Here is a 22931-nt window from a genome sequence, read left to right on the forward strand (position 1 = left end):
ATTAAACGTTATAATAGAGTAGTAATAAAAATTAGGACTAGGTAATAATATTAACTAACAATTCTTTTCGGTATCGTGGTTTCATTATTATTTTATTTTAGAGGTGACTTATGGAAAGAGACAAAAAGTTAATGTTAAGAAAGATGGTTAAGCCTTATGAGAAATCAGCACTACAAATAAGTTTAATCCAGGTGCTGAATACACTGATTCCTTATTTAGTACTTGTAGCGATAAGTATGTTGAGTTACAGTGTTTCCCCGTGGATATCAGTAGCTGTTAGTATTGTGGCAGCATTCTTCCTAGTTCGAACGTTTATTATATTTCATGATTGCTGTCATGGTTCGTTCTTTAAGAATAAGAAGTGGAATGATGCAATGGGGAATTTCACTGGATTTTTGACGATGTTTCCGTATCAGCAATGGCGCAGAGAGCATAATATTCATCATGCAACAAGCGGCAACCTTGATAAGAAGGGTATCGGCGATATTTGGATGATGACGATTGATGAATATGAAGCAGCAAGTAAGTGGAAGCAGCGTGGATATCGTATGTATCGTAATCCATTTGTGATGTTTGTTTTAGGACCGATATATTTATTGTTTGTGACGAACAGAATTAATAGTAAAGGTGCTAAGCAGAAAGAAAAATTAAATACGTATTTTCATAATATCGCGATATTAGTCGTGTATGGATTAATTATCTGGAATTTTGGATTTGCATTCTTTGCAGCAGTGTTCCTGCCGATTATGTTTGTCGGAGCAATGCTTGGTATATGGATGTTCTATATTCAGCATACATTTGAAGAATCGTATTTTGAAGAGAACTCTGAGTGGGATTACGTGAAAGCAGCTGTTGAAGGAAGTTCGTATTATAAATTGCCGAAACTTCTCCAATGGTTAACAGGGAACATCGGATTCCACCATGTACACCATTTGAGCCCGAGAATCCCCAATTACTATCTCGAAACTGCACATGAAGAAGTTAAACCATTGCAGTATGCGACGACAATCACATTGAAAGAAAGTCTGGAGACAATTAAATATAAGCTTTACGATGAGAAAAGAAAGGTGTTTATCACATTTAAAGATTATTATCGTAATTATGCAAAGAAAAGAACGATCTAAAAAACGAGAATGGAATTAGTTTCCATTCTCGTTTTTTATTTAAAGAACACTTCGATAATATAATCCAGATTATCGTCTGTAAGTTGTAGTGTCGATTCATTCACTTTGCTTAACAATGCCTTCGTATTATTTTCTTCAAATACGATAGACTTTTTGAAATATGGTTCAAACACATGGATAAAGCCGTTAAGCACAGCCTCCTCAGCGTTCATTGTAGAACGTGCTGATGTTGGTGCAACAGTTAATGCATCAAACTGCAGATGTCTCTTGATCATTTCAAGTACTTTTAAATTTTCTGGTGGTTGATTATTTGTAATATGATATATCGTTTTGTGTTCAGCATGAGGGATTGCATGCGTCAGTACTTTAACAACGTAGTCAACAGGCACTAGGTTAGATGTGCAGTTATTATCTGCAAATAATCGGAATGATTGTTTGTCGAGAAGCCCTTTACGTTCCATTTTACGTTTGAATACTTTTAATGCTTTCATAAATCCGTATAGCGTAAACTTAGAATCTGCCTCGCCCGTTACAGAATCACCAATAATGATTGCAGGTCTTAAAATTGAATACGTCAAGCCACTATTGGCTACAGCGTGTTCAGCTTTAATCTTGCTAGCTTCATATGGATTGTTAACTGGCGTATCAAGCGGATGCAGTGCTTCTTTAGCATCTTCATGCGTTCCGACTGTGTATGCCGTAGATACATATAAGAAATGATTCGTGTTCAAGTTTTTAGCAAGATCCAGTGCATGTAATGTACCTTCATAGTTTATGTTGAATAAGTCATCACGCAACTCCTCATCAAACTTCACTAAAGCCGCTAAATGATAAAAATAGTCCATAGATGGTAATGACGCAATCGTTGCTGCATCTAAACCACAAAGTGGCGTCGTAATATCACCTTTCATAAAGTGAAGACGATCTTTATTTGTTGTTGTAATTAATTTGTTTTTACGTGCTTCATCACGGTATAGAATATATAAATGATTATCTTCGTTACGAAGCAGCGCGTTAATAAGTTGTGCACCGACAAATCCGGTAGCACCCGTTAAAAATATATTCAATTTATTTCACATCCATAAGTTTTATCGTGACTATTATTGTCCTATATATTGTAAGGATAGTAAAGAAATACGGCGAAGATTAATTGTATAAATGCGCTTTTCTGCCGTGTAGAAAATAGTAAGCTACAATACCGATAATAACGAAGAAACTTAAGTAACGATATAAACCGTGTAGCCCAATTACAGGAATGAATATTCCTAGAATATATGGCCCGAATCCTAGTGCAAAGTCTAAAAAGATAAAGTACGTACTCGTTGCAAGCCCCATCTTTTCGTGATCCGTGACTTTAACGGCAATGGCTTGTGCGATGGACTGGAAGTTACCGTAGCCGAATCCGAGTAGTGCAGCGCTTAATATGAGCATCCATGATGTGTGTGTAAAACTTAATGTAAGTAAACCGGAAAAGTATGCGATGAGCGCAGGATACATGACGATGTTCGTTCCTTTATTGTCCATTAATTTGCCGGTTACTGGTCTGGAGATTAAGACGACAATCGCATACGTCAAAAAGAAGAAACTTCCAGCAGTAATTAAGTTGTTTTCTTTAGCGAAAAATGAAATAAAGCTGAGAACACTTGAATATGCAGTACAGCAAATAAGTACAACTAGTGCAATCGGTATCGCATTTACATCGATATACTCCTTAATATTAAATCCTGATGGCGAAGAAGATGTTAATCGTTTTACATCTTGATTTACTGTAACTTGAGGTAACATGATTAACCCGATAATAGCTAGTATTAAACAGAATACGAATAATTGTCTGAATGAAATTACTTGAAGTAGAGATAAGCCGAGAAACGGGCCAATCGCAGTTGCCATTACAGTGCTCATACTGAAATAACTAATACCTTCACCACGGCGTTTCATCGGAGTGATAAAGGCAGCAATCGTACCTGTTGCAGTCGATGCGATACCATTCCCCATACCGTTTAAGAATCTGACGATTAATAATAATGTTAAGTTAAATGAAACGAAATAAAGCGCAGTTGTTATCGCGAATATAATAACGCCGATAATCAGTACTTGTTTCTGTCCATATACATCGATGCTTTTACCAGCCCAGAATCTACCGAATAAACTTCCGACGATAAATATACCTGATACAAGTCCGGCAGTACTCGTAGAAACGTTGTATTCATCTACGGCATAGCCTCCGATTGTAACGAGTAATAAAAACATTGATAACATTAATATAAAGTTAATTAAAGAAACCATAATAAATGGTTTTGTCCATAATTTTTCCTGCAAAGTAACAGATCCTTTCTATTCATTAAATTTTATTTGTGAGAGTGCGAGATTTATTGTTTCCAGAGTTTTATCATCAATATGCTTCAAATGATTTGTCTGTACACTTTCAATCATAATCATAATCTCTTTATATATATCGCATCCCTTTTGCGTAGGTGTTAGGAGCTTTGAACGTTTGTCTTCTCCGACACAACTTTCTATAAACTGATGCTGTAGTAAAAATTGAATAATTTTCGTAGCGGTAGGTTTCTCGATATTTCTCAATTTGGCAATTTCAACGAGTGTTGTGGATTGTTTTTTTACGATGATTTTTAAAACGAGCCATTGAGAAGAAGATAATCCGAATTGCAGCAATGCTTTATTCATTTTTTCGACATATGCCTTGCGTATCGCGACGATGTGATCAAAAAGTTGTAACTGCTGTTCTGCACGTGTCATTTATTCACTTCCTTATATAGTTAGTTAAGCTAACTATACAAGTATAGGGGATAGTAATCGCTTTGTAAATGAATTAAAAAAAGTCGGACAATTGTCCGACTTTTTTTATAGATACTTTGTATTCACAAATTTAGCTGTCACATATTCTTTAATACCGAGATGAGAGTTCTCACGACCGAATCCAGAATGTTTTACACCACCAAAAGGAGTTTCAGCATTTGAAATAGCAACTTCATTAATACCAACCATTCCGTATTCAAGGTTTCTAGAAATATATTGAATTGCTGAACTATCGTTTGCATATGCATAACTTGCAAGACCGTACTCTGTATCGTTGGCCATTTCAATCACTTCTTCTAAAGTATCAAAAGTAATGACTGGAATAACAGGGCCAAATGTTTCCTCGTAGAAAATATCCATCGTTTTATTAACATTATCTAAAACTGTAGGTTGCATAAAGAATCCTTTCGCATATTCACCTTCAGTTAATCGGTGACCGCCAGTAACAAGTGTTGCACCTTTGTCTGTTGCATTGATGATTTGCTGTTTAATCTTATCAATGGCATCTTCTCTAATTAATGGACCGACATTACTATCTTCGTTCATACCGTTACCAACTTTAAGTGCTTCGACAGCTGGTATAAGTTTTTCCATGAATGCATCTTTTATAGCACTGTGTACGAAAATACGGTTTGGTGCGATACATACTTGTCCGTTATTACGGAATTTCGCAGCAATTAAGCCTTTTACAGCAGCATCTAAATCTGCATCTTCATTAACGATAAATGGTGCATGACCACCTAGTTCTAACGACATTTTCTTTAATGTCTGAGCGGATTGCGCATATAAAGCTTTACCGATAGGTGTAGATCCTGTAAACGTTAATTTCTTAACGATATTAGAATCTGTGAAAGCTTGTCCAATCTCTTTAGAACTACCCATAACGATATTAACAACACCTTCAGGGAACTTGGCCTGTTCGAATAATTCAAAAATTGCAAGTGCAGAAAGTGGTGTATCACTTGAAGGCTTCAATACGACAGTGTTCCCCGCAGCAAGCGCAGGTGCTAATTTACGGGTAATCATACCTGATGGGAAGTTCCATGGAGTGATCGCAGCAACAACACCAATTGGTTCATAAATAACTTCATATTTATGATTGTTAGGTGCAGGAATAAGTTCGCCGTATAAGCGACGTGATTCCTCCGCATTCCATCTGAAGCTTTCAGCGCCAGCAAGTACTTCTAATTTAGATTCCTTTAACGGCTTACCTTGTTCTAACGTCATAATTTCGGCAAGACGGTCTGCGTTTTCTTCTAATAAATCGGCTACTTTGTGTAAATACTGAACACGTTCTTTAAGTTCTAATGTTTTCCATTTAGGAAATGCTATATGTGCGGCTTGTATTGCATCTTCAGTTTGTGTTTCGTTTGCTTGTGCAACATGCGTTAATACATCACCGGTTGCAGGATTGATAACATCTTTCTTGTCCACAGTATCAACCCACTTACCGTTTATATATAGACCTGTGTTTAAATTGTTCATTACGTTCGTCATAAATAGACCCCTCTTTCAATTGAGTGATAGTTATATTTTCCCTTTTTATAGTTACGTAAACAAACGATATGCTCTCTAAAATTATGAATAATAAAATTTACAAAAACTTAAAAAATAAAATCGCGTTTTTCAGACATATACATATAGGGGGGATAAAATGATAAGAAAACCAGAAATAATGTTGTTAGAAGAATCATTGCACAGAAGATTAGGAAAGTATGCATTTTCAGAAGATTATCATTACGTACAGTATGGATATGATGGAGAACAAATGTTTAAGGAGAATTTTCCGTTAAGTCTGTCATACATTCAGCTATTTAACATTTGTCTGAAACATCATCAGCATCACTTTGAAGTAGACCGCATGATTATCACAGGAGAATCGATTTACGCATTTGATGTTAAAAGCTATCACCGAACATTCCATAATGAAGGCGGTGTGTGGAGAAAGGAAGGGAAGTCAATTAAAAGTCCAATGGGGCAGTATGAACAAATGAAAGAAGGAATGCAGGCGTTGATGCATTATATGGGAACGCATCATAACATCGTATGCAAAATGATTTTTATTCAACCGAGTTTCAGCATTGATCAAAGAGAAGCGGATATTGTATTTTTTAAAGAAATTAAAGATATCATGTGCGGTATAAAAAATGAGAAAAGTGTGGGTAAACTAGAAATGGAAATGAAGCAGTACTTTGAACAAATCCAAAAACCGATATCACTATACAAACAGCGCCCTATTTTTAATATGAAAGACGTGACACCCGGAATACTATGTGACGTATGCGGAATGAAAATCGGCCTTGGAAAAGGAAATGGGATGTATACAAAATGCTCGTGTTGTGAAACAAGGAAATCGAAAGAAGAATGGATTCGATTCGCCCTGCAAGAATATCAGATACTTGTTAATAGACCGATAAATTATACTGAATCTGTTCGTTGGATTGGGAGGGCACATAGGAATTTAGTGAAAAAAGTGCTGGAAAAGCACTTTAACTGTACAAATGGAATGTATTTATTTAAAACTTGATGTGTCTGTCACGAGTTGAATAAGAGTCGTGACAAAATTGGTGAATCTGTCACGAGTTGAGTACGAGTCGTGACAAAACTGGTGAATCTGTCACGAGTTGAGTACGAGTCGTGACAAAATTGGTGAATCTGTCACGAGTTGAATACGAGTCGTGACAAAACTGGTGAATCTGTCACGAGTTGAATAAGAGTCGTGACAAAACTGGTGAATCTGTCACGAGTTGAGTACGAGTCGTGACAAAATTGGTGAATCTGTCACGAGTTGAATAAGAGTCGTGACAAAACTGGTGAATCTGTCACAAGTTGAGTACGAGTCGTGACAAAACTGGTGAATCTGTCACGAGTTGAATAAGAGTCGTGACAAAACAAGTAGAAGTGTCACAAGTTGAGTGTAATTCGTGACACTTCTACATCATCAAATCAATCAAATATTTACTCATGAAATAAATGGCCGCAATATGTATCAAGATAAAGAATAATAAGTATAAAAATGCTGGTATTCGTGTGACTTTACTAAGTTGTGCGCGATCCCAGTCAGTATTGCCCTGGAAATATACGAGTGTAATGGTTCTCAAGGTGATAATCAGATTGGCAAACAATATTGCGATGATGAAGTGATATAGGTAGGAAACTAGGTCAAGCCCTATCATTGGATAATACGTTTTTATGCAATAACTAGTGCCTATAAAAAGAATCAGCATCATTAAAGGTAGTACTTTTCTACTTGTTTTTACGAAGTAATATATATAAATCAGCAATAGTATTATCCAGAACAAGATGACAGCACTATACTTCAGACATAATATGGCGATGAACAATATGACTGGAGGCATTAAATAGCCACTTATTAAAGTAATAAATGTATTCATTCCAGGTTTAGTTGCAGTAATTGCATACCCTGATCGATTCGTCTGGTACTGTTCTTTTCTACTTGCTATAATTGCGATGTCATGCACTTTGCCACCAGTTAGCTGGCAGACAAAGGCATGTCCAAACTCATGGAATAGTACAGGGATACAACGAATGACGTGAAGTAAGAATAAATTGCTTCGATAAAAATATATAGATAATGTAAAATATATAAAACTTATGATTAATATTAACGTCTGATTTAAAGTAATTTGTGTGTTCATATATGCTCCTTTCATTAAAGGATAACATTAAAAAAGATGCATCTCATCATACTAGAGATGCATCTTCAGCGATTATGCAGGTATTTCTGTGCGTTTGCCAACATGTTTTTTAACTTGTGAAGCGGTAATGATTAATATGATACCGACAATGGCTAGTCCTAAGTACATTTGCATTGGTGTATTAAATGTTAAAGGTTGATTCAAATATATTAATTCGCGTAATCCATCAGCATATAATCTGAATGGATTCCATCCGATAATGTAAGTTTGATAAAACTTCGGTAACATTTCTTTCGGCATAATTAATAATTGCATACTGAAAAATAGTGCAAGCATAAATAATGGGACAGCTCTCATACCAAGAACAGACATTAATCCTAAAATTAACATAATAAAACCGAACATTGCTATAGAAATATATATTGATACGTTTAACGGTTGAGAAACATCCAGGCCTAGTATATGTGTGACATAGTTAATCGCAATGAATCCACCGAATATAGCAGTAATTAATGCAGCAGTAATTTGACCTAAACTACCAATGAATCTATTTTTCTTACCAGATAAATTAGATTGTCTGAATGCAAAATATAACATAACAGATGTAATTAAAGAACCTAACCAAATTGGTGTGAATAATAACATAGGAGCATTACCCATAGCTTGATTGTCCTTTAGTTTATTTATTATTTTATGTTCTGTATGAACTGGGTTCGTTACAGCTTTAATGTCTTTACCAGATAATGAGATGTTCATATCAGCAAACTGTTTCAGAGCATTATCACGAATTGTATCGTTTAACGTAGTTGAAAATTTAGTAAGCATTGTATCTGTAATTTGCGATGCTTGAGTAGAAGCACCTTGATTAATGATAATTTTTAAATTACCTTGTTTCACTTCAATTGGCTGTAACGCTTCTTTATTTTGAGCTATTTGATCCTGTGCTTTTTGTTTCATTTCTGCACTGATTGCTTGTGCTTGTTGTAGCGTTATTTCTCCTGATGCGACTTTTGTTTGTATATTTTGTTTAGCAGCAGCTGCTTTATCTTGAGCTTCTTTCATCTTAGTCGTTTGAATCTGCTTACGCATCGCACTCGTCGCATCTTCTGAAAAATGTTCAGAAATAACAAATGCACCGTAATACTTTCCTTCCTTAAATCCATCCGCTAATGCATCTTCTGTATTAATGTTAATAAATTTAACTTTATCCGTAATATCTTTATTAGATGAAACTTTATCCACAAATGTCTTTCCGATATTTTGTGATTTATCTCCAATCTTAATGCCTTTATCAAGATTTACAATTGCTACAGGCATTGCTTTTGGTTTCGGATTATATGCCGGATAAAATGCTGTTGCGAGTAGGCTGATAATAATAATTGCAACGATCGGTGTAAATAAAAATAATTTATTTTTGAAAATACGCATGTATAAAACCTCCATATTCAACAACGTGTTGATTAATTAATATATTGTTTATTATAATATGATGTAAACAAGACACAATAATTAATAAAAGGCAATTCGTTTATTAATCAACATTAATTATCTAATCTGTTCATTAAAAGACGTATTTCTTTAAAATATAAAACTTTAGGAGTGGTGATATGGAAGACCGACGTATAAGAAAGACGAAGAAAGCGATACGAGAAGCATTGCTTACGTTAATGCTTGAAAAAGGATTTGATGCCATTACGATTAACGATATTGCAGAAGAGGCAGATATTAATAGAGGAACGTTCTACTTACATTATGCTGATAAATTTGAATTACTGGATATTATAGAAGATGACATCATTGCACAGTTTCAGGCATTACAGAATAACATTGATATTAGTAAGATGTATCAGGAAGAGAATCATTTTACAGATGTATTTATAAAAGAAGGGATCGGAGTAATTAAAGAAAATGAATTATTTTTTAAAGTGATGTTTATATCTGGAGAAAAGACAACATTTGAGTCTAAGTTTAAAGCAGAGATTAAGAAGAATATGAAAAGTAAAATCAATCATATCGATACAATTTCTGACATTCCGTTTGACTATTATTTTTCTTATGTCGTAAATGCGTTGCTCGGAATTTTACGTGAATGGGTTAAAGGCGGCATGGTAGAAACGAAAGAACAAATTGCAGCGTATGCTTACGCAATTTCAAGTAATGGCCCACTAACACTTATGATGAAAGAGATGAAAGTTCAGAATGAAAAAGCGAAAGAAGTTTAAGATAACGCTTTCTTTTACGTTATTGTATATACTATAATAAATGTAAAAAAACGGGAGTAATTATGATGGATGAATCTAACTATGTAATAGAGGCATATGATTTAACGAAGGATTTTAATGGGAAGGTTGCGGTTAATCACATAAATTTAAACATTAAACGTGGTGAATTGTACGCATTCCTTGGACCAAACGGATCTGGTAAATCTACTACAATTAAGATGCTGATGGGGCTACTTAAGCCGACATATGGTTCAGTATCTATGTTTAATAAGAATATGCACGATAATGCATTAGAAATTAAACGTCGTATCGCATATATACCGGATACACCGAACACGCTCGGTAAACTTACAGGGGATGAATATCTGGATTTCTTTGCTTCAATATTTAATATGGATAAAGCAATGTATGAAACAAAGAAAGCGGAATTACTGTCATTGTTTGAACTAGAAGGCAAGACGAACCAGCAAATCGAAAGTTACTCGCATGGGATGCGTCAGAAGATTGTTCTCGTTGCGAATTTAATGCATGAACCAGAAATCATCTTTCTTGATGAACCGACAGTAGGATTAGATCCGCTCAGTACGAGAAATTTAAAAAATTACTTACGCCATCAAGTGAGTCTTGGTAAGACAGTATTTTTAACGACGCATATATTAGAAATTGCAGAACAATTGGCTGACCGCATCGGTATTATATATGATGGTAATTTAAAGGCCGAAGGGACACTTCAGGAACTATATGCATTACATCCGGAGCATAGTCGAAGTCTCGAAGATATATTCCTTGCAGTAACAGATAAGCACGAGGTGTCTTATGATTAAAGCGATGTTAAAGATGGAGTGGCAAAGTTTTATTAACACATTCAAAGGAATGTCGAGCAATAATAAAGGATGGACGATATTCGGTATTATCATCGGCATCATTGTATTCGTACCTTTAACAATTTTTATCATTACACAAGGATATATGAAAGATAGTCCGGTGCAGCAAGTGATTTTTACATCGTATATATTGTTCATTATGTTTCTCATACTATTTTTTAGTTCTGTTAAGACGATTATTAATGATTTCTTTATCGAGAAAGATATACAGCAATTAATGACACTTCCGATTGGTATACAGCATATATTTATCGTCAAAATGATTAAGATGTGGCTGCTATCGATTGTATGGGTATATTTAATCATTTCTATTACGATGGCAGTGAATTTATATTATATATACGATAGCATTCATGCGATTATTGTTACGTTAATGATAATGCTCGGGTTGTGTTTAATTTATACGGCAATTACTTTCGCAGCGATTTTCTTATTAACGAAAATATTGCCGAAGAACAAAATAAATGAAATTATGACAGCGCTTATCGGTATATTCAGTGCAGTAGGTTATTTTATTTATATTGGACCTCTGAATTTGATTGGTAAAACATTACCACCGATACCAGATTTTTTACTCGTGCATCAATTAAGCGAAGTTATACATTTAAAATACAGCATATTAATCACTTATATTATTTCCTGCGCAATATTATTTTTAGGATGTGCAGTATTTGTGCTGCTGTTTAAACTATTAATACATTACGGTCAGCACGACTTCAATTCGGAAACCGTGCAGCGAAAACGTAAAGCATACGATGGAGAGATAATGTCACCGGTAAAAGCTTTCCGTTTTAAAGATCAGAAGATGATTTTCAGAGATTTTCGTGAAGTTGCGAATATATTACCACAAGTGATTATTCCGATACCGTATTTCATATTTGTCATTATGCAATCAGGTGGGATTTCAGAAATATTAAATTGGTCTGAAACAGTTAAGGCAACGATGCTATTTGGTATAGCAGCGGGTGGAACTGGGTTTGTTGTAACAGTATTATCTGCACAAATCGCAGCTAAAGATGCTGAGCAATATGACTTGTTATATAGTCTCCCGATCGATTTCAAAGATGTAGTAAAAGCAAAGTGGCAGATTACATCATTGCTGAGTGGCGGATTGTTTTCTATTCCTCTAGTCATATTTGGAATTTGCATCCATCTGAATGTTATTTATATTATGTTCAGCGTTATTACGGCATTTATTACTGCAATGAGTTTATCGCTAGTAGGTATTAATATTGGAATCAGCGAACCACAAATTAGTAAAAAGCATGTGAATAAACGCATTTCACCTGGCATGAGTTTCGTATTGATGATTATCCTATCAGGGTTTATCGGTGCAGTCGTAATGATGCAGTTTATTATTGGCAGTATGCATCTGAGTTTACTTGCACACTTTTCGATATTAGTTGGAAGCTTAACGCTATTTGGATTGATTATTTATTTTACGATGATGAAGAGATGTGTTGAAAAGTATGAACAAGGTTTAAAAATTATAATTGTAGATTAACATTAAAAACCCTGCTTAAAATGTCAGAACATTTTAAGCAGGGTTATATTGATACTATTTATCTTCCCAAATCTTTCTGAATAATTCAGGTTTGTAATAATATACGAGTAATGCGATACCGGCGATAATGGACAGTAAGCTTAACAATACAATCCACCACATGTTTTCCTGGAAGAATATGCGACGTTCATATTTTTTGTTATCTTCAGCCTTAACTGAAGGTGCTTTATATTTATCGGAAACGTAATCGCGATCATAGTGGTAGGATAGTTGATTATCTTTGAATACGAACTTACCTTTCACGCCTTTTTTAACTACATCAAATAAATCTTCGTGAACGTAAAGTTCTTGTCCGTTAATCGTATGTACGCCTTTTGATAGCATTTTTTTATATTTATATTCGCTGTAAACTTTGTCCATTATTGCATTGGTCATAATATTTCTGTTGAATTCAGCAGGTGGATCGTACCAACTCTCAACGCCCATCATGACCTGTATAATTCTCATATTGTTTTTTGTGCCTGTAATTGCAGTATTAAATCCTGCAGTATCACTAGAGCCTGTCTTTAAGCCGTCGACACCTTTGTAACCAAGTTTTGCACCTTCTAGTGAATGATTGTATGTATGGAATGTTTCCTCGTCAATCGTTCCTTTTTTAACAGTTACGTTCACTTGTTTCGTATACTTAATTATTTCTGGGTACTCGTTTATAAGATGTTGACATAAAATCGCAAAATCTTTAGCGCTGGAGATATTGTCTGTATCCTCCTGGTAACGCTCAGGCTTATACTGCAGTAATAAGTTATTTGGTGGTCCGGCAGGGTTATAGAACTTTGTATGTTTCATACCAAGATGCTTTGCTTCTTTATTCATCATATCTACAAAGTCAGAATCATCTTTCGTTACAAGACTGGATAACATAAATGTTGCAGCATTACTGGAATTTGTAATAACAATAGGCATTAATTCTTCTACAGTATACTCTGCGTTCAATCTGAAACGATTATTGCTCAGAGCAGGGAGCTTAGAAATATTGTAAAACTTATCCGTTACTTTCACTTTAGTATGATAGTTAATCTTTCCCTTATCCATTTCTTTCATAAATATATATAAAGTCATTAGTTTAGACATAGAAGCAGGCGGCCACTTCGTATCTGCATGATCACTATACAGCACTTGACCAGTCTTTGAAGCGATTACGATTGTGCCTTTCGGATTGTACGATGGATTGATAAAGTTACCAGCTTCGTTTGCAATTTCATAAGGTGCTTTTGCAAATGCTGTTTGTGAAAAGCAAAGAGTCGTTATTAAAACGATAGAGAGTAAAGCATAAAAAACTTTCATTATATAGAACCTCAACATAAATTATTAGAATACAATATTATTCTATCATACAGAGTAATAACTATAAATTTTATATTTAATAAAACGAAAAAACTTATGTTAGCGTTTTACTTAGAAAGAAAATATCTTTAATATTCGAGTTTTATCTAAAATATTATAACTCCATGAAAAAATGTTCGTTTTTTCGTGAAAAAAAGTGTACTTAAATTGATTAATACGTGATATAATCAATCACGTAAAATTTAATTAAAGGTGGAAAAAATGAATACTTATTTAATTTTAAACGTTATTGGTATCTTTGTCTTTGTTTTAGTTGCGTTCCTTTTCTCACGTGATAAGAAAAATATTAACTGGAAATCAGTAGCGATTATGCTCGTATTAAACTTATTCTTAGCATGGTTCTTTACTCAATTCCCATACGGTCGTATCGGAGTTAAAGCTGTTGCAGATGCATTCAGCTGGATGTTAGGAGCTGCATATAAAGGTATCGGGATGCCATTCGCGAGCTTTGTAGCAGATATGTCTAAGATGGATATGGCAGTTGCCGCACTACTTCCTATCTTATTCGTAGTACCACTTTTTGACATATTAATGTATATCGGTGTATTACCATTCATTATTAAATGGATGGGCTGGTTAATCGGTAAAGTTACTGGTCAACCGAAATTTGAATCATTCTATTCAATTGAAATGATGGTACTAGGTAACACTGAAGCATTAGCAGTATCTAATGCACAAGTACGTCAAATGAACGAAACACGTGTACTTACAATCGCATTAATGTCAATGAGCTGTATTTCAGGTTCTATCGTAGGTGCATATATTTCAATGATGCCGGGTGAGCTTGTATTAACAGCGATTCCGTTAAACATTATCAATGCAATGATTATCGCAACAATTTTAAATCCGGTTAAAGTAACAGCGGATGAAGATTACGTTGTAGAAATTAAAGCCGAGAAACGTCAGCCATTCTTCTCATTCTTAGGAGATTCTGTATTAGGTGCTGGTAAATTAGTATTAATCATTATTGCATTTTTAATTGCATTCGTATCACTTGCAAACTTTATTGATATGTTATTAGGTTTATTACCAGGAAAAATAACATTAAGCATTATTCTTGGATGGATTATGGCACCATTTGCGATGCTTTTAGGTTTACCTTGGGCTGAAGCACAAGTTGTTGGTGGACATATGGCAACAAAAGTTATTACTAATGAATTCGTAGTAATGTTAGGCATTAAAGATCAGTTAAAGTCATTCTCACCACATATGACTGCTGTTCTTGTAACATTCTTAATTTCATTTGCGAACTTCTCAACAGTAGGTATGATTATTGGTACTTTAAAAGGTATTGTTAATGAGAAGACAGCGGACTTCGTAAGTAAATATGTACCGATGATGTTATTATCAGGTATTTTAGTATCTTTATTATCAGCAGCATTTGTAGGGCTGTTCACTTGGTAATATAGAGATAAACCGAACTCAATTGCGAGTTCGGTTTTTATTTATGTAAATGATTATGAAATAAAATTACTTGGAAAATTGGAAACGTTTCCACCTGTGTATTTGTGAATTAAATCACAAAAACTATTGCAATCCATTGTTAATGGTAGTATTATAAAACTGTAATAAATAAATTTGAAGAAAAAGTGATACAGATTATTTCATAAATTCATGATTTGATGAAGAAAAAGTGAGGAGAATGTCTTATGTTTGTAAGTAGTTTTGATCCATTTGGCAATTTAGCATTATCTGCTATTGTTGCTGCAGTACCGATTATTTTATTCTTGTTATGTTTAACATTACTTAAGATGAAAGGTATTAACGCTGCTCTAATTACATTAGTCGTAACAACGTTAATTGCACTCTTCGTATTTAAATTACCTGGTGCAGTTGCAGTCGGTGGTGTAACAGAAGGAGTAGTGCAAGGTTTATTCCCGATAGGTTACATCATTATTATGGCAGTATGGCTTTATAAAGTAACAGTTGAGAGTGGAAAGTTTAAAGTTATTCAAGATTCAATTTCTGGTATCTCACCTGACCAACGTGTTCAGCTTTTGTTAATTGGTTTTTGTTTTAATGCATTTTTAGAAGGAGCAGCTGGTTTTGGTGTTCCGATTGCGATTTGTGCAGTATTACTTGTACAGCTTGGCTTCAAACCGTTACAAGCTGCAATGTTCTGTTTAATTGCAAACGGTGCATCAGGTGCATTTGGTGCAATTGGTATTCCGGTAGGTATCGTTAATACGCTAGGTTTAAAAGGTGGCGTAACAGCGATGGAAGTATCTCAGATGACAGCCTATACATTACCGATTATTAACATTGCAATTCCTTTTGTATTGATTTTTATACTTGATGGCTTTAAAGGTATTAAAGAAACAATGCCTGCGATTTTAGTGTCAGGATTAACATATGCACTAACACAAGTAGTTATTACTATAACAATGGGACCTGAACTTGCAGATATTATTCCTTCATTGCTGGCGATGGCAGCACTCGCTGTTTTCTGTAATAAATGGCAACCGAAACATGTATTCAGATTATCAGATGATAAAGTTGAGGTTGTAGAACATCCGCTTAAAGAAATTGTCTCAGCATGGAGCCCATTCATGTTCTTAACAGGATTTGTACTTGTATGGAGCTTACCTTCATTTAAAGCATTGTTTGCTGAAGGTGGCCCTTTACAAAAATCAATTATCTTATTCCAGATGCCAGGAACATTTAACGAAACTTTACAAAAAGGTGTTATGCTTAAACTAGATTTTCTAGGTGCAACTGGAACTGCGATATTATTAGCTGTAATTGTAACAATTTTAACTTCAAAAACAATGGACTTTGGTAAAGCATTATCGTTATTAAAATTAACGGTCAAAGAATTATGGATTCCGGTTATTACAATTTGTGCGATATTAGCGATTGCGAAGCTTACAACTTATAGTGGTCTAACAGTTGCAATGGGTCAGGCGATTGCAAAAACGGGCGTAATATTCCCGTTACTTTCTCCGATACTCGGATGGATTGGTGTATTTATGACAGGATCAGTAGTAAATAACAATGTTCTGTTTGCATCAATTCAGGCAACAGCAGGACATACAATCGGTACTAGCCCGGCATTACTTGTTGCAGCGAATACAGCAGGTGGTGTTATGGCGAAACTGATTTCACCACAATCAATTGCGATTGCAACAGCTGCAGTTGGTGAAGTAGGTCAGGAATCCAAATTACTTAACATGACATTGAAATATAGTATCGCATTACTCGTATTTGTTTGTATCTGGACATTTGCATTAAGTATGGTACTTTAAAACATTCATATAAAGGAGATAATATTCATGGAAAAATTTAAAGGAAACAAAGTCGTTCTTATCGGTAATGGTGCAGTAGGATCAAGTTATGCATTTTCAATGTTAAACCAAGGTGCTTGTGACGAATTCGTTATCATTGATTTAGATGAAAGAAAAGCAAAAGGTGATGCAATGGACTTAAATCACGGTGTTGTATATGCGCCGAGTCCAATGAAGATTCGTTACGGTACATATGAAGATTGTCATGATGCGGCATTAGTTGTAATTTGCGCAGGTGCTGCACAGAAACCGGGTGAAACACGTTTAGATTTAGTCGGAAAAAATATGAAAATCTTCAAATCAATTGTTGATGAAATTATGAAGAGTGGTTTTGACGGCATTTTCTTAATCGCAACGAACCCAGTTGACGTGTTAACTTATGCTGTTCAGAAATTCTCTGGATTACCTGAAAATCAAGTTATCGGATCAGGTACAATTCTGGATACTGCACGATTCAGACATTTATTAAGTGAAGAATTCGATGTTTCTCCTAATAGCGTACATGGATATATTATCGGTGAACATGGTGATTCTGAGCTTGCTGTATGGAGTGGCACAAACATTGCCGGTAAGTCTTTATACGATATATTAAATGAAAATCCTGAAAAACAATCACGTATTGAAGAAATTTTTGTAAATACTCGTGATGCAGCATATGAAATCATTAAAGCGAAAGGCGCTACTTATTACGGTGTTGCAATGGGATTAATGCGCATATCTAAAGCAGTATTAAACAACGAAAATGTTGTGCTCACAGTTTCAGCGAAGTTAAATGGTGAATATGGCCATGATGATGTGTATATCGGTGTGCCAGCAATTATTAATAGAAATGGTATTAGAGAAGTATTAGAAACACCATTAAATGAAGAAGAAAAAGCGAAATTCGCAAAATCAGTTCAAACTTTAAAAGACATTCAATCTCCATTTTTTGAATAATTTAAATGATATAAGCCACTCAACCAATTAAGTTGAGTGGCTTTATTGTGTATTCGGCGTTTATTAATAATATATGAAGGGAATAGATTTAAAGGTTAAATTGAGCGATTTATTCTATAACGTTGAAAGTATGTAAAAATTTCGATAAGCTTATAAAACGATGATTAAGACAGAAGGAGGAAACGTATGAATATATCAGCGAAATCAATATTTTTTGTAATACTCGGTTCACTTATATTTTCACTTGCAGTGAACACATTTATTATACCTGCAAACCTTGGAGAAGGCGGCGTCACAGGGATGTCGTTAATCTTCCTCTATAAATTTGGATGGTCTCCTGCTATTACAACTTTATTAATGAACGTTGTGTTATTGATTGTTGGTTTTAAATTTTTATCGAAACGTTCAATGATATTAACGATTTTATCAATCATCTCGTTGTCGATATTTTTAAAACTTACTGAGCCGCTTCAATTGCACTTAAAAGAAGTGTTAGTAAGTACAATTTTTGGTGGATTTTTAGTTGGAGTAGGTATTGGTATGATCGTACTTGTTGGAGGTACGACGGCAGGGACTACTATTCTGGCAAGAATTGCACATAAGTATCTGGATGTGAATACGTCATATGCGTTATTATTCTTTGATTTGATTGTTGTTGCACTGTCGTTAACAGTAATTCCTGTTGAACGTGCATTATTAACAGTACTGAGTCTATATATCGGTACGAAATCGATGGATATGATGATTGAAGGATTAAATCCAAAAAAAGCCATTACAATCATTTCACAAAACCCAGAACCGATTGCAAAGATGCTCGACGAAGATATCGGACGCGGTGTTACGATATTAAACGGACACGGGTACTATACGAAACGCGAAACAGATATTTTGTATTGTGTGATTAATAAATTACAGCTAACACGTACGAAACGTATGATTAAAAAAATTGATGAAAATGCATTCGTAGTCGTGCATGATGTACGAGACGTGCTCGGCAATGGATTTATGACGGAAGATTAATATCGAGAAAAAGCGCTGAATAAATCATTCTTTGATTTATTCAGCGCTTTTATTACTAAAAACTACTCATGATGCATAATTGTGTCTTTAATAATTTTATTCTTTTCTTCAAATACTGGATTGTGACTTGAAACAATGCCATAGCTTTCAGCTTCAGGATCTAAATATGATTTGATTTTGTTGACGGCAATAGCAGCATCGTGAAAACATCCTGCAATTAAATTGACTTTTGCATCGTGTTTTAATATATCACCAATAGCATATACACCCTCTATATTCGTACTACCATCTGCATCCCCTGCAATATAGAAATTATCGATGCGATTCAACTGAACATCACTTTTATCAAGCAACTCAGAATCCATATGAAAACCATGGTTAATAATTACTTCATCGACATCAAGTGTATGCGTGGAATGGTCGCTTCTTTTTATGATTGCTGAAGTAATATAGTCATCCTCTGCATTAAATGATTCTATCCATTGATTCGTAAGTTTTACAACACGTAAGTCATCAAGCTTTCTTACCATTTCCTCATGACCTTTAAAGTCTTCTTTACGACAAATAATATGAACAGATGCAGCATATGGGGCAATATCTCTTGCCCAGTCGACCGCTGTATTACCACCACCTGATATCAGCACACGTTTTCCTTTGAAGCGTTGTAATGATCTCACGACATAATGCAAGTTGTTAATTTCGAAACGTTCGGCATCTTTTATTTCAAGTTTTACCGGATTGATAATGCCTGAACCGATTGCAAGGATAACGGTACGTGATAAATATGTAGCAGCGTTTGTCTCAACTTCAAAATGATCAGTGCATTTCTTTATATTTAAAACCTTTTCGTTTAGTTTTACTTCCGGATAGAAAGTCATTCCTTGTTTAATCAGGTCTTCCATAATATACGCTGCAGGTTTTGCCGGCATTGCACCAATATCCCATACAATTTTCTCGGGATATAAATTGAGTTTACCTCCGAGCTGCTGATTATACTCTATTATTCGAACACTTAAACCACGTAATCCTGCATAGAAACTTGCGTATAAACCAGCAGGACCACCACCAATAATCGTAACATCTTTTATATTCGACACAATCCGTCATCTCCTTCTTGCTAATATAATTATTATACATTAAAATAGTCATATTGATAATCATTATCAATTAATGGTAATGGAGAAGGTAGGATAAAATGAGTAGATTGCAAGGTAAAAATGTAACGATAGCCTATGGAGATAAAGAAATCGTAAAGTCACTTGATGTTACAATTCCAGATGGAAAAGTAACTTCAATTATCGGACCGAATGGTTGTGGGAAATCTACATTATTAAAAGCATTGTCCAGAATACTGGCAGTAAAGTCTGGTGATGTCATATTAGATGGAAAGAGCATCCATCAGCAGTCAACGAAAGAAGTCGCGAAGAAGTTAGCAGTATTACCACAATCACCGGATGTATCGGATGGATTGAGTGTAGAAGAACTTGTCAGTTACGGAAGATTCCCTTATCAAAAAGGATTCGGTCGATTAACAGCAGAAGATAAAAAGGAAATTGATTGGGCTTTAAAAGTAACAGGTACGCATGATTTCAGAATGCGTAATGTGAATGATTTGTCTGGTGGCCAGAGACAACGCGTATGGATTGCGATGGCTTTAGCACAAAAGACAGATATTATTTTCCTTGATGAACCGACCACGTACTTAGACATTTCGCATCAACTTGAAATATTGGAGTTGGTGCAGGATTTAAATCGTGAAGAAGATTGCACAATCGTGATGGTACTTCATGATATTAATCAGGCGATTCGTTTCTCTGATCATTTAATCGCAATGAAATCCGGAAACATTATAAGTGAAGGAGCGCCAGAAGCGGTGCTTACTAAAGAAATTCTCGGTGAAGTATTTAATATTGATGCAGAATTATCAAGAGACCCACGTAACGGGAAACCGATGTTAGTCACATATGATTTGTTATGCAAACACTATGTACAAGAAGAGTCTGTACACAATGGATAAAATAAATATCTCGCTTAAAAATTTCTATTTAAAACTGTTGCTATGCGTTATCTTTATGTTCTGTACACTTGTTATTTCATTTATGATTGGTGCGGAAAATTATCGCTTCATTGATGTATTACGTGCACTTATTGCTTATGACAATAGTGAAACACATAATATTATTCGCGAAATACGCATGCCGAGAGAAGTAGCGGCAATGGTTGTTGGAATGGCACTTGCATGTAGTGGCGCAATGATGCAGGGCGTAACAAGAAATCCGCTTGCTGATCCAGCATTAATCGGTATTAATGCAGGCGCTTTACTTTCTATTAGTATTGTATTTGCATGTATCCCGGATGTTCGTTTTATTGTGATTATGACAGCTGGTTTTATTGGTGCAATATTAGGGGGCACACTTGTGCTTGCATTAGGAAGTACGAAGCGCGGTGGTTTTAATACGATGAAAATTATTTTAGCCGGTGCAGCTGTCAGCACTTTACTGACAGCGATTGCTCAGGGTATATCGATATACTTTCAGACGAATCAGAACAATTTGTTATGGACAAGTGGTGGTGTTACCGGGACGACGTGGGAACATATACAATATGCAGCGCCGATTATTTTCATGACATTATTAATTGCTTTTATATTTAGCAGGCAGCTGACAGTTCTTAATATCGGAGATGAGATGGCTTCAGGGCTCGGTGTTAATATTTCGAGAGCGCGTTTGATATTTTCCGTGTTAACGATGATATTAGCAGGGATTGCGGTCGCGCTTGCAGGTTCACTTGCTTTCGTCGGACTTATGATACCGCATATCGCGAGAATGTTAGTCGGTGTGGACTACAGAAAGTTACTTCCATTTACGACGATACTAGGAGGTATATTTGTAGTGTGGGCAGATATTATAGCGCGTAAGCTCGGTGAATCTCCTGTCGGTGCAATTGTTTCTATAATTGGTGTGCCGTTCTTTATTTATTTAGTAAGAAAGGGCGGTAAATTATAATGAGATATATCGCGAAACAGTGGTTTGTGTTATTAACTTTACTTGTTTTTCTATCCGTTATTATTACATTGACGATGGCTACAGGCGATTTCAAGATGACGCCTGCACAGTTCATCCGTACATTATTTGGATACGGTGATACGACAGAAACGATGATTTTGTATGAATTCAGATTACCTAGACTATTGATTACAATATTAAGTGGTATTGCGCTTGCCTTAAGTGGGGCATTACTGCAAAGCATTACAAAAAATCCACTTGCTGACCCAGGAATTATGGGGATTAATGCCGGCAGTGGTTTCTTTATTGCGCTTTTAATGATATTTATACCGGTCGACAGTAATAATTTTGTATATATACTACCTTTACTCAGTATGATCGGTGCAATAATAACGGTCATTTCTGTATTAAAGTTAAGTTATGAGCCGATTTCAGGTATCAATCCAGTGAAGATGATATTAATTGGTGTTGGGCTCTCTACTGCACTTGCGGGAGCAATGATGATGATGACATCCACATTTAATAAAGAAGATGTTGAATTTATAACGAAGTGGTTAAGTGGTGATATTTGGGGAGATAGCTGGCCGTTCGTGTTAATGATTGCGACGATAATGGCGTTAACGATACCTTACATCGTATATAAGCTGAACGTACTGAATATATTAAATACACATGATCATATATCAACGAGTGTCGGCATTGATTTACCGGTAGCGCGCAGAAATATTGTGATTGCATCTGTAGTGTTATGTGCGAGCGCTGTATCTGTATGTGGCAGCATCGCATTTGTCGGCTTAATTAGTCCTCATATTGCACGCAGGCTTGTTGGTAGCAGACATCAGAAGTTTATTCCGGTAACAATCGTTCTCGGTGCAATACTGCTCAGCTTTGCAGATATGGTAGGACGACTATTCATTACAGCAACGAATATTCCTGCTGGTATAGTTGTAAGTATTATCGGCGCGCCATATTTTTTATACTTAATGCGTAAAAACTTATAATATGATGTATCAAAATTTAATATATATGCATAATATGTTGTGCAATAGGGAATATGTATAAAAAGCGCATA

Annotated in this window: 20 protein-coding genes; 12 read left to right on the forward strand and 8 right to left on the reverse strand. The window is 35.2% G+C overall.

What is annotated here, in order from left to right; all coding sequences use genetic code 11:
- Positions 1 to 110 precede the first annotated feature (110 nt).
- Entirely contained in the window at positions 111 to 1124 is a 1014-nt protein-coding gene (gene desA, locus LAU42_RS00835; protein WP_224183860.1) for a Delta(5) desaturase DesA, read from the forward strand.
- A 35-nt stretch (positions 1125 to 1159) separates the two neighbouring features.
- Here desA and LAU42_RS00840 read toward each other — a convergent pair whose 3' ends face one another.
- The 4 genes from LAU42_RS00840 to LAU42_RS00855 all read right to left on the reverse strand — a co-directional run bounded on the left by LAU42_RS00840 (position 1160) and on the right by LAU42_RS00855 (position 5438).
- Positions 1160 to 2191 carry an SDR family oxidoreductase gene (locus LAU42_RS00840; RefSeq protein WP_224183861.1) on the reverse strand — a complete coding sequence of 344 codons (1032 nt, stop codon included), beginning with the start codon at positions 2189 to 2191 and terminating at the stop codon, positions 1160 to 1162.
- A gap of 79 nt (positions 2192 to 2270) precedes the next feature.
- Entirely contained in the window at positions 2271 to 3443 is a 1173-nt protein-coding gene (locus LAU42_RS00845; protein WP_224183862.1) for an MFS transporter, read from the reverse strand.
- Positions 3444 to 3458: 15 nt separating this feature from the next.
- A complete protein-coding gene (locus LAU42_RS00850; protein WP_224183863.1) occupies positions 3459 to 3881 on the reverse strand; it encodes a MarR family winged helix-turn-helix transcriptional regulator in 423 nt (140 codons plus the stop codon).
- Positions 3882 to 3986: 105 nt separating this feature from the next.
- Complete coding sequence (locus tag LAU42_RS00855) at positions 3987 to 5438, reverse strand: NAD-dependent succinate-semialdehyde dehydrogenase (RefSeq protein ID WP_224183864.1); 1452 nt, start codon at positions 5436 to 5438, stop codon at positions 3987 to 3989.
- 157 nt (positions 5439 to 5595) lie between these two features.
- Here LAU42_RS00855 and LAU42_RS00860 point away from each other — a divergent pair, with 157 nt between their 5' ends.
- Positions 5596 to 6468 carry a nuclease-related domain-containing protein gene (locus tag LAU42_RS00860; protein WP_224183865.1) on the forward strand — a complete coding sequence of 291 codons (873 nt, stop codon included), beginning with the start codon at positions 5596 to 5598 and terminating at the stop codon, positions 6466 to 6468.
- Positions 6469 to 6874: 406 nt separating this feature from the next.
- Here LAU42_RS00860 and LAU42_RS00865 read toward each other — a convergent pair whose 3' ends face one another.
- Both LAU42_RS00865 and LAU42_RS00870 read right to left on the reverse strand, forming a co-directional pair.
- Complete coding sequence (locus LAU42_RS00865) at positions 6875 to 7600, reverse strand: M50 family metallopeptidase (RefSeq protein WP_224183866.1); 726 nt, start codon at positions 7598 to 7600, stop codon at positions 6875 to 6877.
- 72 nt (positions 7601 to 7672) lie between these two features.
- Entirely contained in the window at positions 7673 to 9028 is a 1356-nt protein-coding gene (locus LAU42_RS00870; RefSeq protein ID WP_224183867.1) for a YhgE/Pip domain-containing protein, read from the reverse strand.
- A gap of 179 nt (positions 9029 to 9207) precedes the next feature.
- On the opposite strand from LAU42_RS00870, the gene LAU42_RS00875 reads away from it, so the two are divergent.
- The 3 genes from LAU42_RS00875 (at position 9208) to LAU42_RS00885 (ending at position 12210) form a co-directional block, all read left to right on the forward strand.
- Complete coding sequence (locus LAU42_RS00875) at positions 9208 to 9822, forward strand: TetR/AcrR family transcriptional regulator (RefSeq protein WP_224183868.1); 615 nt, start codon at positions 9208 to 9210, stop codon at positions 9820 to 9822.
- 62 nt (positions 9823 to 9884) lie between these two features.
- Positions 9885 to 10646 (forward strand): ABC transporter ATP-binding protein, encoded by a 762-nt coding sequence (locus tag LAU42_RS00880; RefSeq protein WP_224183869.1) that lies wholly within the window; start codon positions 9885 to 9887, stop codon positions 10644 to 10646.
- Entirely contained in the window at positions 10639 to 12210 is a 1572-nt protein-coding gene (locus tag LAU42_RS00885; protein WP_224183870.1) for an ABC transporter permease, read from the forward strand. Before LAU42_RS00880 ends, LAU42_RS00885 begins: the two co-directional genes overlap by 8 nt.
- Before the next feature lie 54 nt (positions 12211 to 12264).
- Here LAU42_RS00885 and LAU42_RS00890 read toward each other — a convergent pair whose 3' ends face one another.
- Complete coding sequence (locus LAU42_RS00890; protein ID WP_224183871.1) at positions 12265 to 13554, reverse strand: DUF1958 domain-containing protein; 1290 nt, start codon at positions 13552 to 13554, stop codon at positions 12265 to 12267.
- 261 nt (positions 13555 to 13815) lie between these two features.
- Here LAU42_RS00890 and LAU42_RS00895 point away from each other — a divergent pair, with 261 nt between their 5' ends.
- The 4 genes from LAU42_RS00895 to LAU42_RS00910 all read left to right on the forward strand — a co-directional run bounded on the left by LAU42_RS00895 (position 13816) and on the right by LAU42_RS00910 (position 18854).
- On the forward strand, positions 13816 to 15018 hold the full coding sequence (locus tag LAU42_RS00895; protein ID WP_224183872.1) for a NupC/NupG family nucleoside CNT transporter: 1203 nt from the start codon (positions 13816 to 13818) through the stop codon (positions 15016 to 15018).
- A 245-nt stretch (positions 15019 to 15263) separates the two neighbouring features.
- The gene (locus LAU42_RS00900) at positions 15264 to 16859 is read left to right on the forward strand and encodes an L-lactate permease (protein ID WP_224183873.1); all 1596 of its coding nucleotides are present in this window, start codon (positions 15264 to 15266) and stop codon (positions 16857 to 16859) included.
- Between the two features lie 27 nt (positions 16860 to 16886).
- Positions 16887 to 17834 (forward strand): L-lactate dehydrogenase, encoded by a 948-nt coding sequence (locus tag LAU42_RS00905; protein WP_224183874.1) that lies wholly within the window; start codon positions 16887 to 16889, stop codon positions 17832 to 17834.
- 186 nt (positions 17835 to 18020) lie between these two features.
- On the forward strand, positions 18021 to 18854 hold the full coding sequence (locus LAU42_RS00910) for a YitT family protein (protein WP_224183875.1): 834 nt from the start codon (positions 18021 to 18023) through the stop codon (positions 18852 to 18854).
- A gap of 62 nt (positions 18855 to 18916) precedes the next feature.
- Here LAU42_RS00910 and LAU42_RS00915 read toward each other — a convergent pair whose 3' ends face one another.
- Positions 18917 to 19951, reverse strand: coding sequence for an NAD(P)/FAD-dependent oxidoreductase (locus LAU42_RS00915; RefSeq protein ID WP_338147632.1), 1035 nt, complete (start codon positions 19949 to 19951; stop codon positions 18917 to 18919).
- Between the two features lie 98 nt (positions 19952 to 20049).
- On the opposite strand from LAU42_RS00915, the gene LAU42_RS00920 reads away from it, so the two are divergent.
- From LAU42_RS00920 to LAU42_RS00930, 3 genes are read left to right on the forward strand one after another with little or no spacing between them, the layout of a single operon-like run.
- Positions 20050 to 20871 (forward strand): ABC transporter ATP-binding protein, encoded by an 822-nt coding sequence (locus tag LAU42_RS00920; RefSeq protein WP_224183876.1) that lies wholly within the window; start codon positions 20050 to 20052, stop codon positions 20869 to 20871.
- Complete coding sequence (locus LAU42_RS00925) at positions 20864 to 21859, forward strand: FecCD family ABC transporter permease (protein ID WP_224183877.1); 996 nt, start codon at positions 20864 to 20866, stop codon at positions 21857 to 21859. The genes LAU42_RS00920 and LAU42_RS00925 overlap by 8 nt, the downstream gene beginning before the upstream one ends.
- On the forward strand, positions 21859 to 22860 hold the full coding sequence (locus LAU42_RS00930; RefSeq protein ID WP_224183878.1) for a FecCD family ABC transporter permease: 1002 nt from the start codon (positions 21859 to 21861) through the stop codon (positions 22858 to 22860). Before LAU42_RS00925 ends, LAU42_RS00930 begins: the two co-directional genes overlap by 1 nt.
- The last annotated feature ends 71 nt before the right edge of the window (positions 22861 to 22931 follow it).

It is taken from the genome of Macrococcus armenti, from assembly GCF_020097135.1.
Taxonomy (GTDB): Bacteria; Bacillota; Bacilli; order Staphylococcales; family Staphylococcaceae; genus Macrococcoides; species Macrococcoides armenti.

Bases quoted from the DNA above. Each gene is read 5' to 3' on its own strand.
- LAU42_RS00880 (WP_224183869.1), top strand. From the start codon at position 9,885: ATGATGGATGAATCTAACTATGTAATAGAGGCATATGATTTAACGAAG.
- LAU42_RS00925 (WP_224183877.1), top strand. From the start codon at position 20,864: ATGGATAAAATAAATATCTCGCTTAAAAATTTCTATTTAAAACTGTTG.
- LAU42_RS00905 (WP_224183874.1), top strand. From the start codon at position 16,887: ATGGAAAAATTTAAAGGAAACAAAGTCGTTCTTATCGGTAATGGTGCA.
- desA (WP_224183860.1), top strand. From the start codon at position 111: ATGGAAAGAGACAAAAAGTTAATGTTAAGAAAGATGGTTAAGCCTTAT.
- LAU42_RS00895 (WP_224183872.1), top strand. From the start codon at position 13,816: ATGAATACTTATTTAATTTTAAACGTTATTGGTATCTTTGTCTTTGTT.
- LAU42_RS00850 (WP_224183863.1), bottom strand. From the start codon at position 3,881: ATGACACGTGCAGAACAGCAGTTACAACTTTTTGATCACATCGTCGCG.
- LAU42_RS00855 (WP_224183864.1), bottom strand. From the start codon at position 5,438: ATGACGAACGTAATGAACAATTTAAACACAGGTCTATATATAAACGGT.
- LAU42_RS00875 (WP_224183868.1), top strand. From the start codon at position 9,208: ATGGAAGACCGACGTATAAGAAAGACGAAGAAAGCGATACGAGAAGCA.
- LAU42_RS00870 (WP_224183867.1), bottom strand. From the start codon at position 9,028: ATGCGTATTTTCAAAAATAAATTATTTTTATTTACACCGATCGTTGCA.
- LAU42_RS00920 (WP_224183876.1), top strand. From the start codon at position 20,050: ATGAGTAGATTGCAAGGTAAAAATGTAACGATAGCCTATGGAGATAAA.
- LAU42_RS00885 (WP_224183870.1), top strand. From the start codon at position 10,639: ATGATTAAAGCGATGTTAAAGATGGAGTGGCAAAGTTTTATTAACACA.
- LAU42_RS00865 (WP_224183866.1), bottom strand. From the start codon at position 7,600: ATGAACACACAAATTACTTTAAATCAGACGTTAATATTAATCATAAGT.
- LAU42_RS00890 (WP_224183871.1), bottom strand. From the start codon at position 13,554: ATGAAAGTTTTTTATGCTTTACTCTCTATCGTTTTAATAACGACTCTT.
- LAU42_RS00900 (WP_224183873.1), top strand. From the start codon at position 15,264: ATGTTTGTAAGTAGTTTTGATCCATTTGGCAATTTAGCATTATCTGCT.
- LAU42_RS00910 (WP_224183875.1), top strand. From the start codon at position 18,021: ATGAATATATCAGCGAAATCAATATTTTTTGTAATACTCGGTTCACTT.
- LAU42_RS00930 (WP_224183878.1), top strand. From the start codon at position 21,859: ATGAGATATATCGCGAAACAGTGGTTTGTGTTATTAACTTTACTTGTT.
- LAU42_RS00860 (WP_224183865.1), top strand. From the start codon at position 5,596: ATGATAAGAAAACCAGAAATAATGTTGTTAGAAGAATCATTGCACAGA.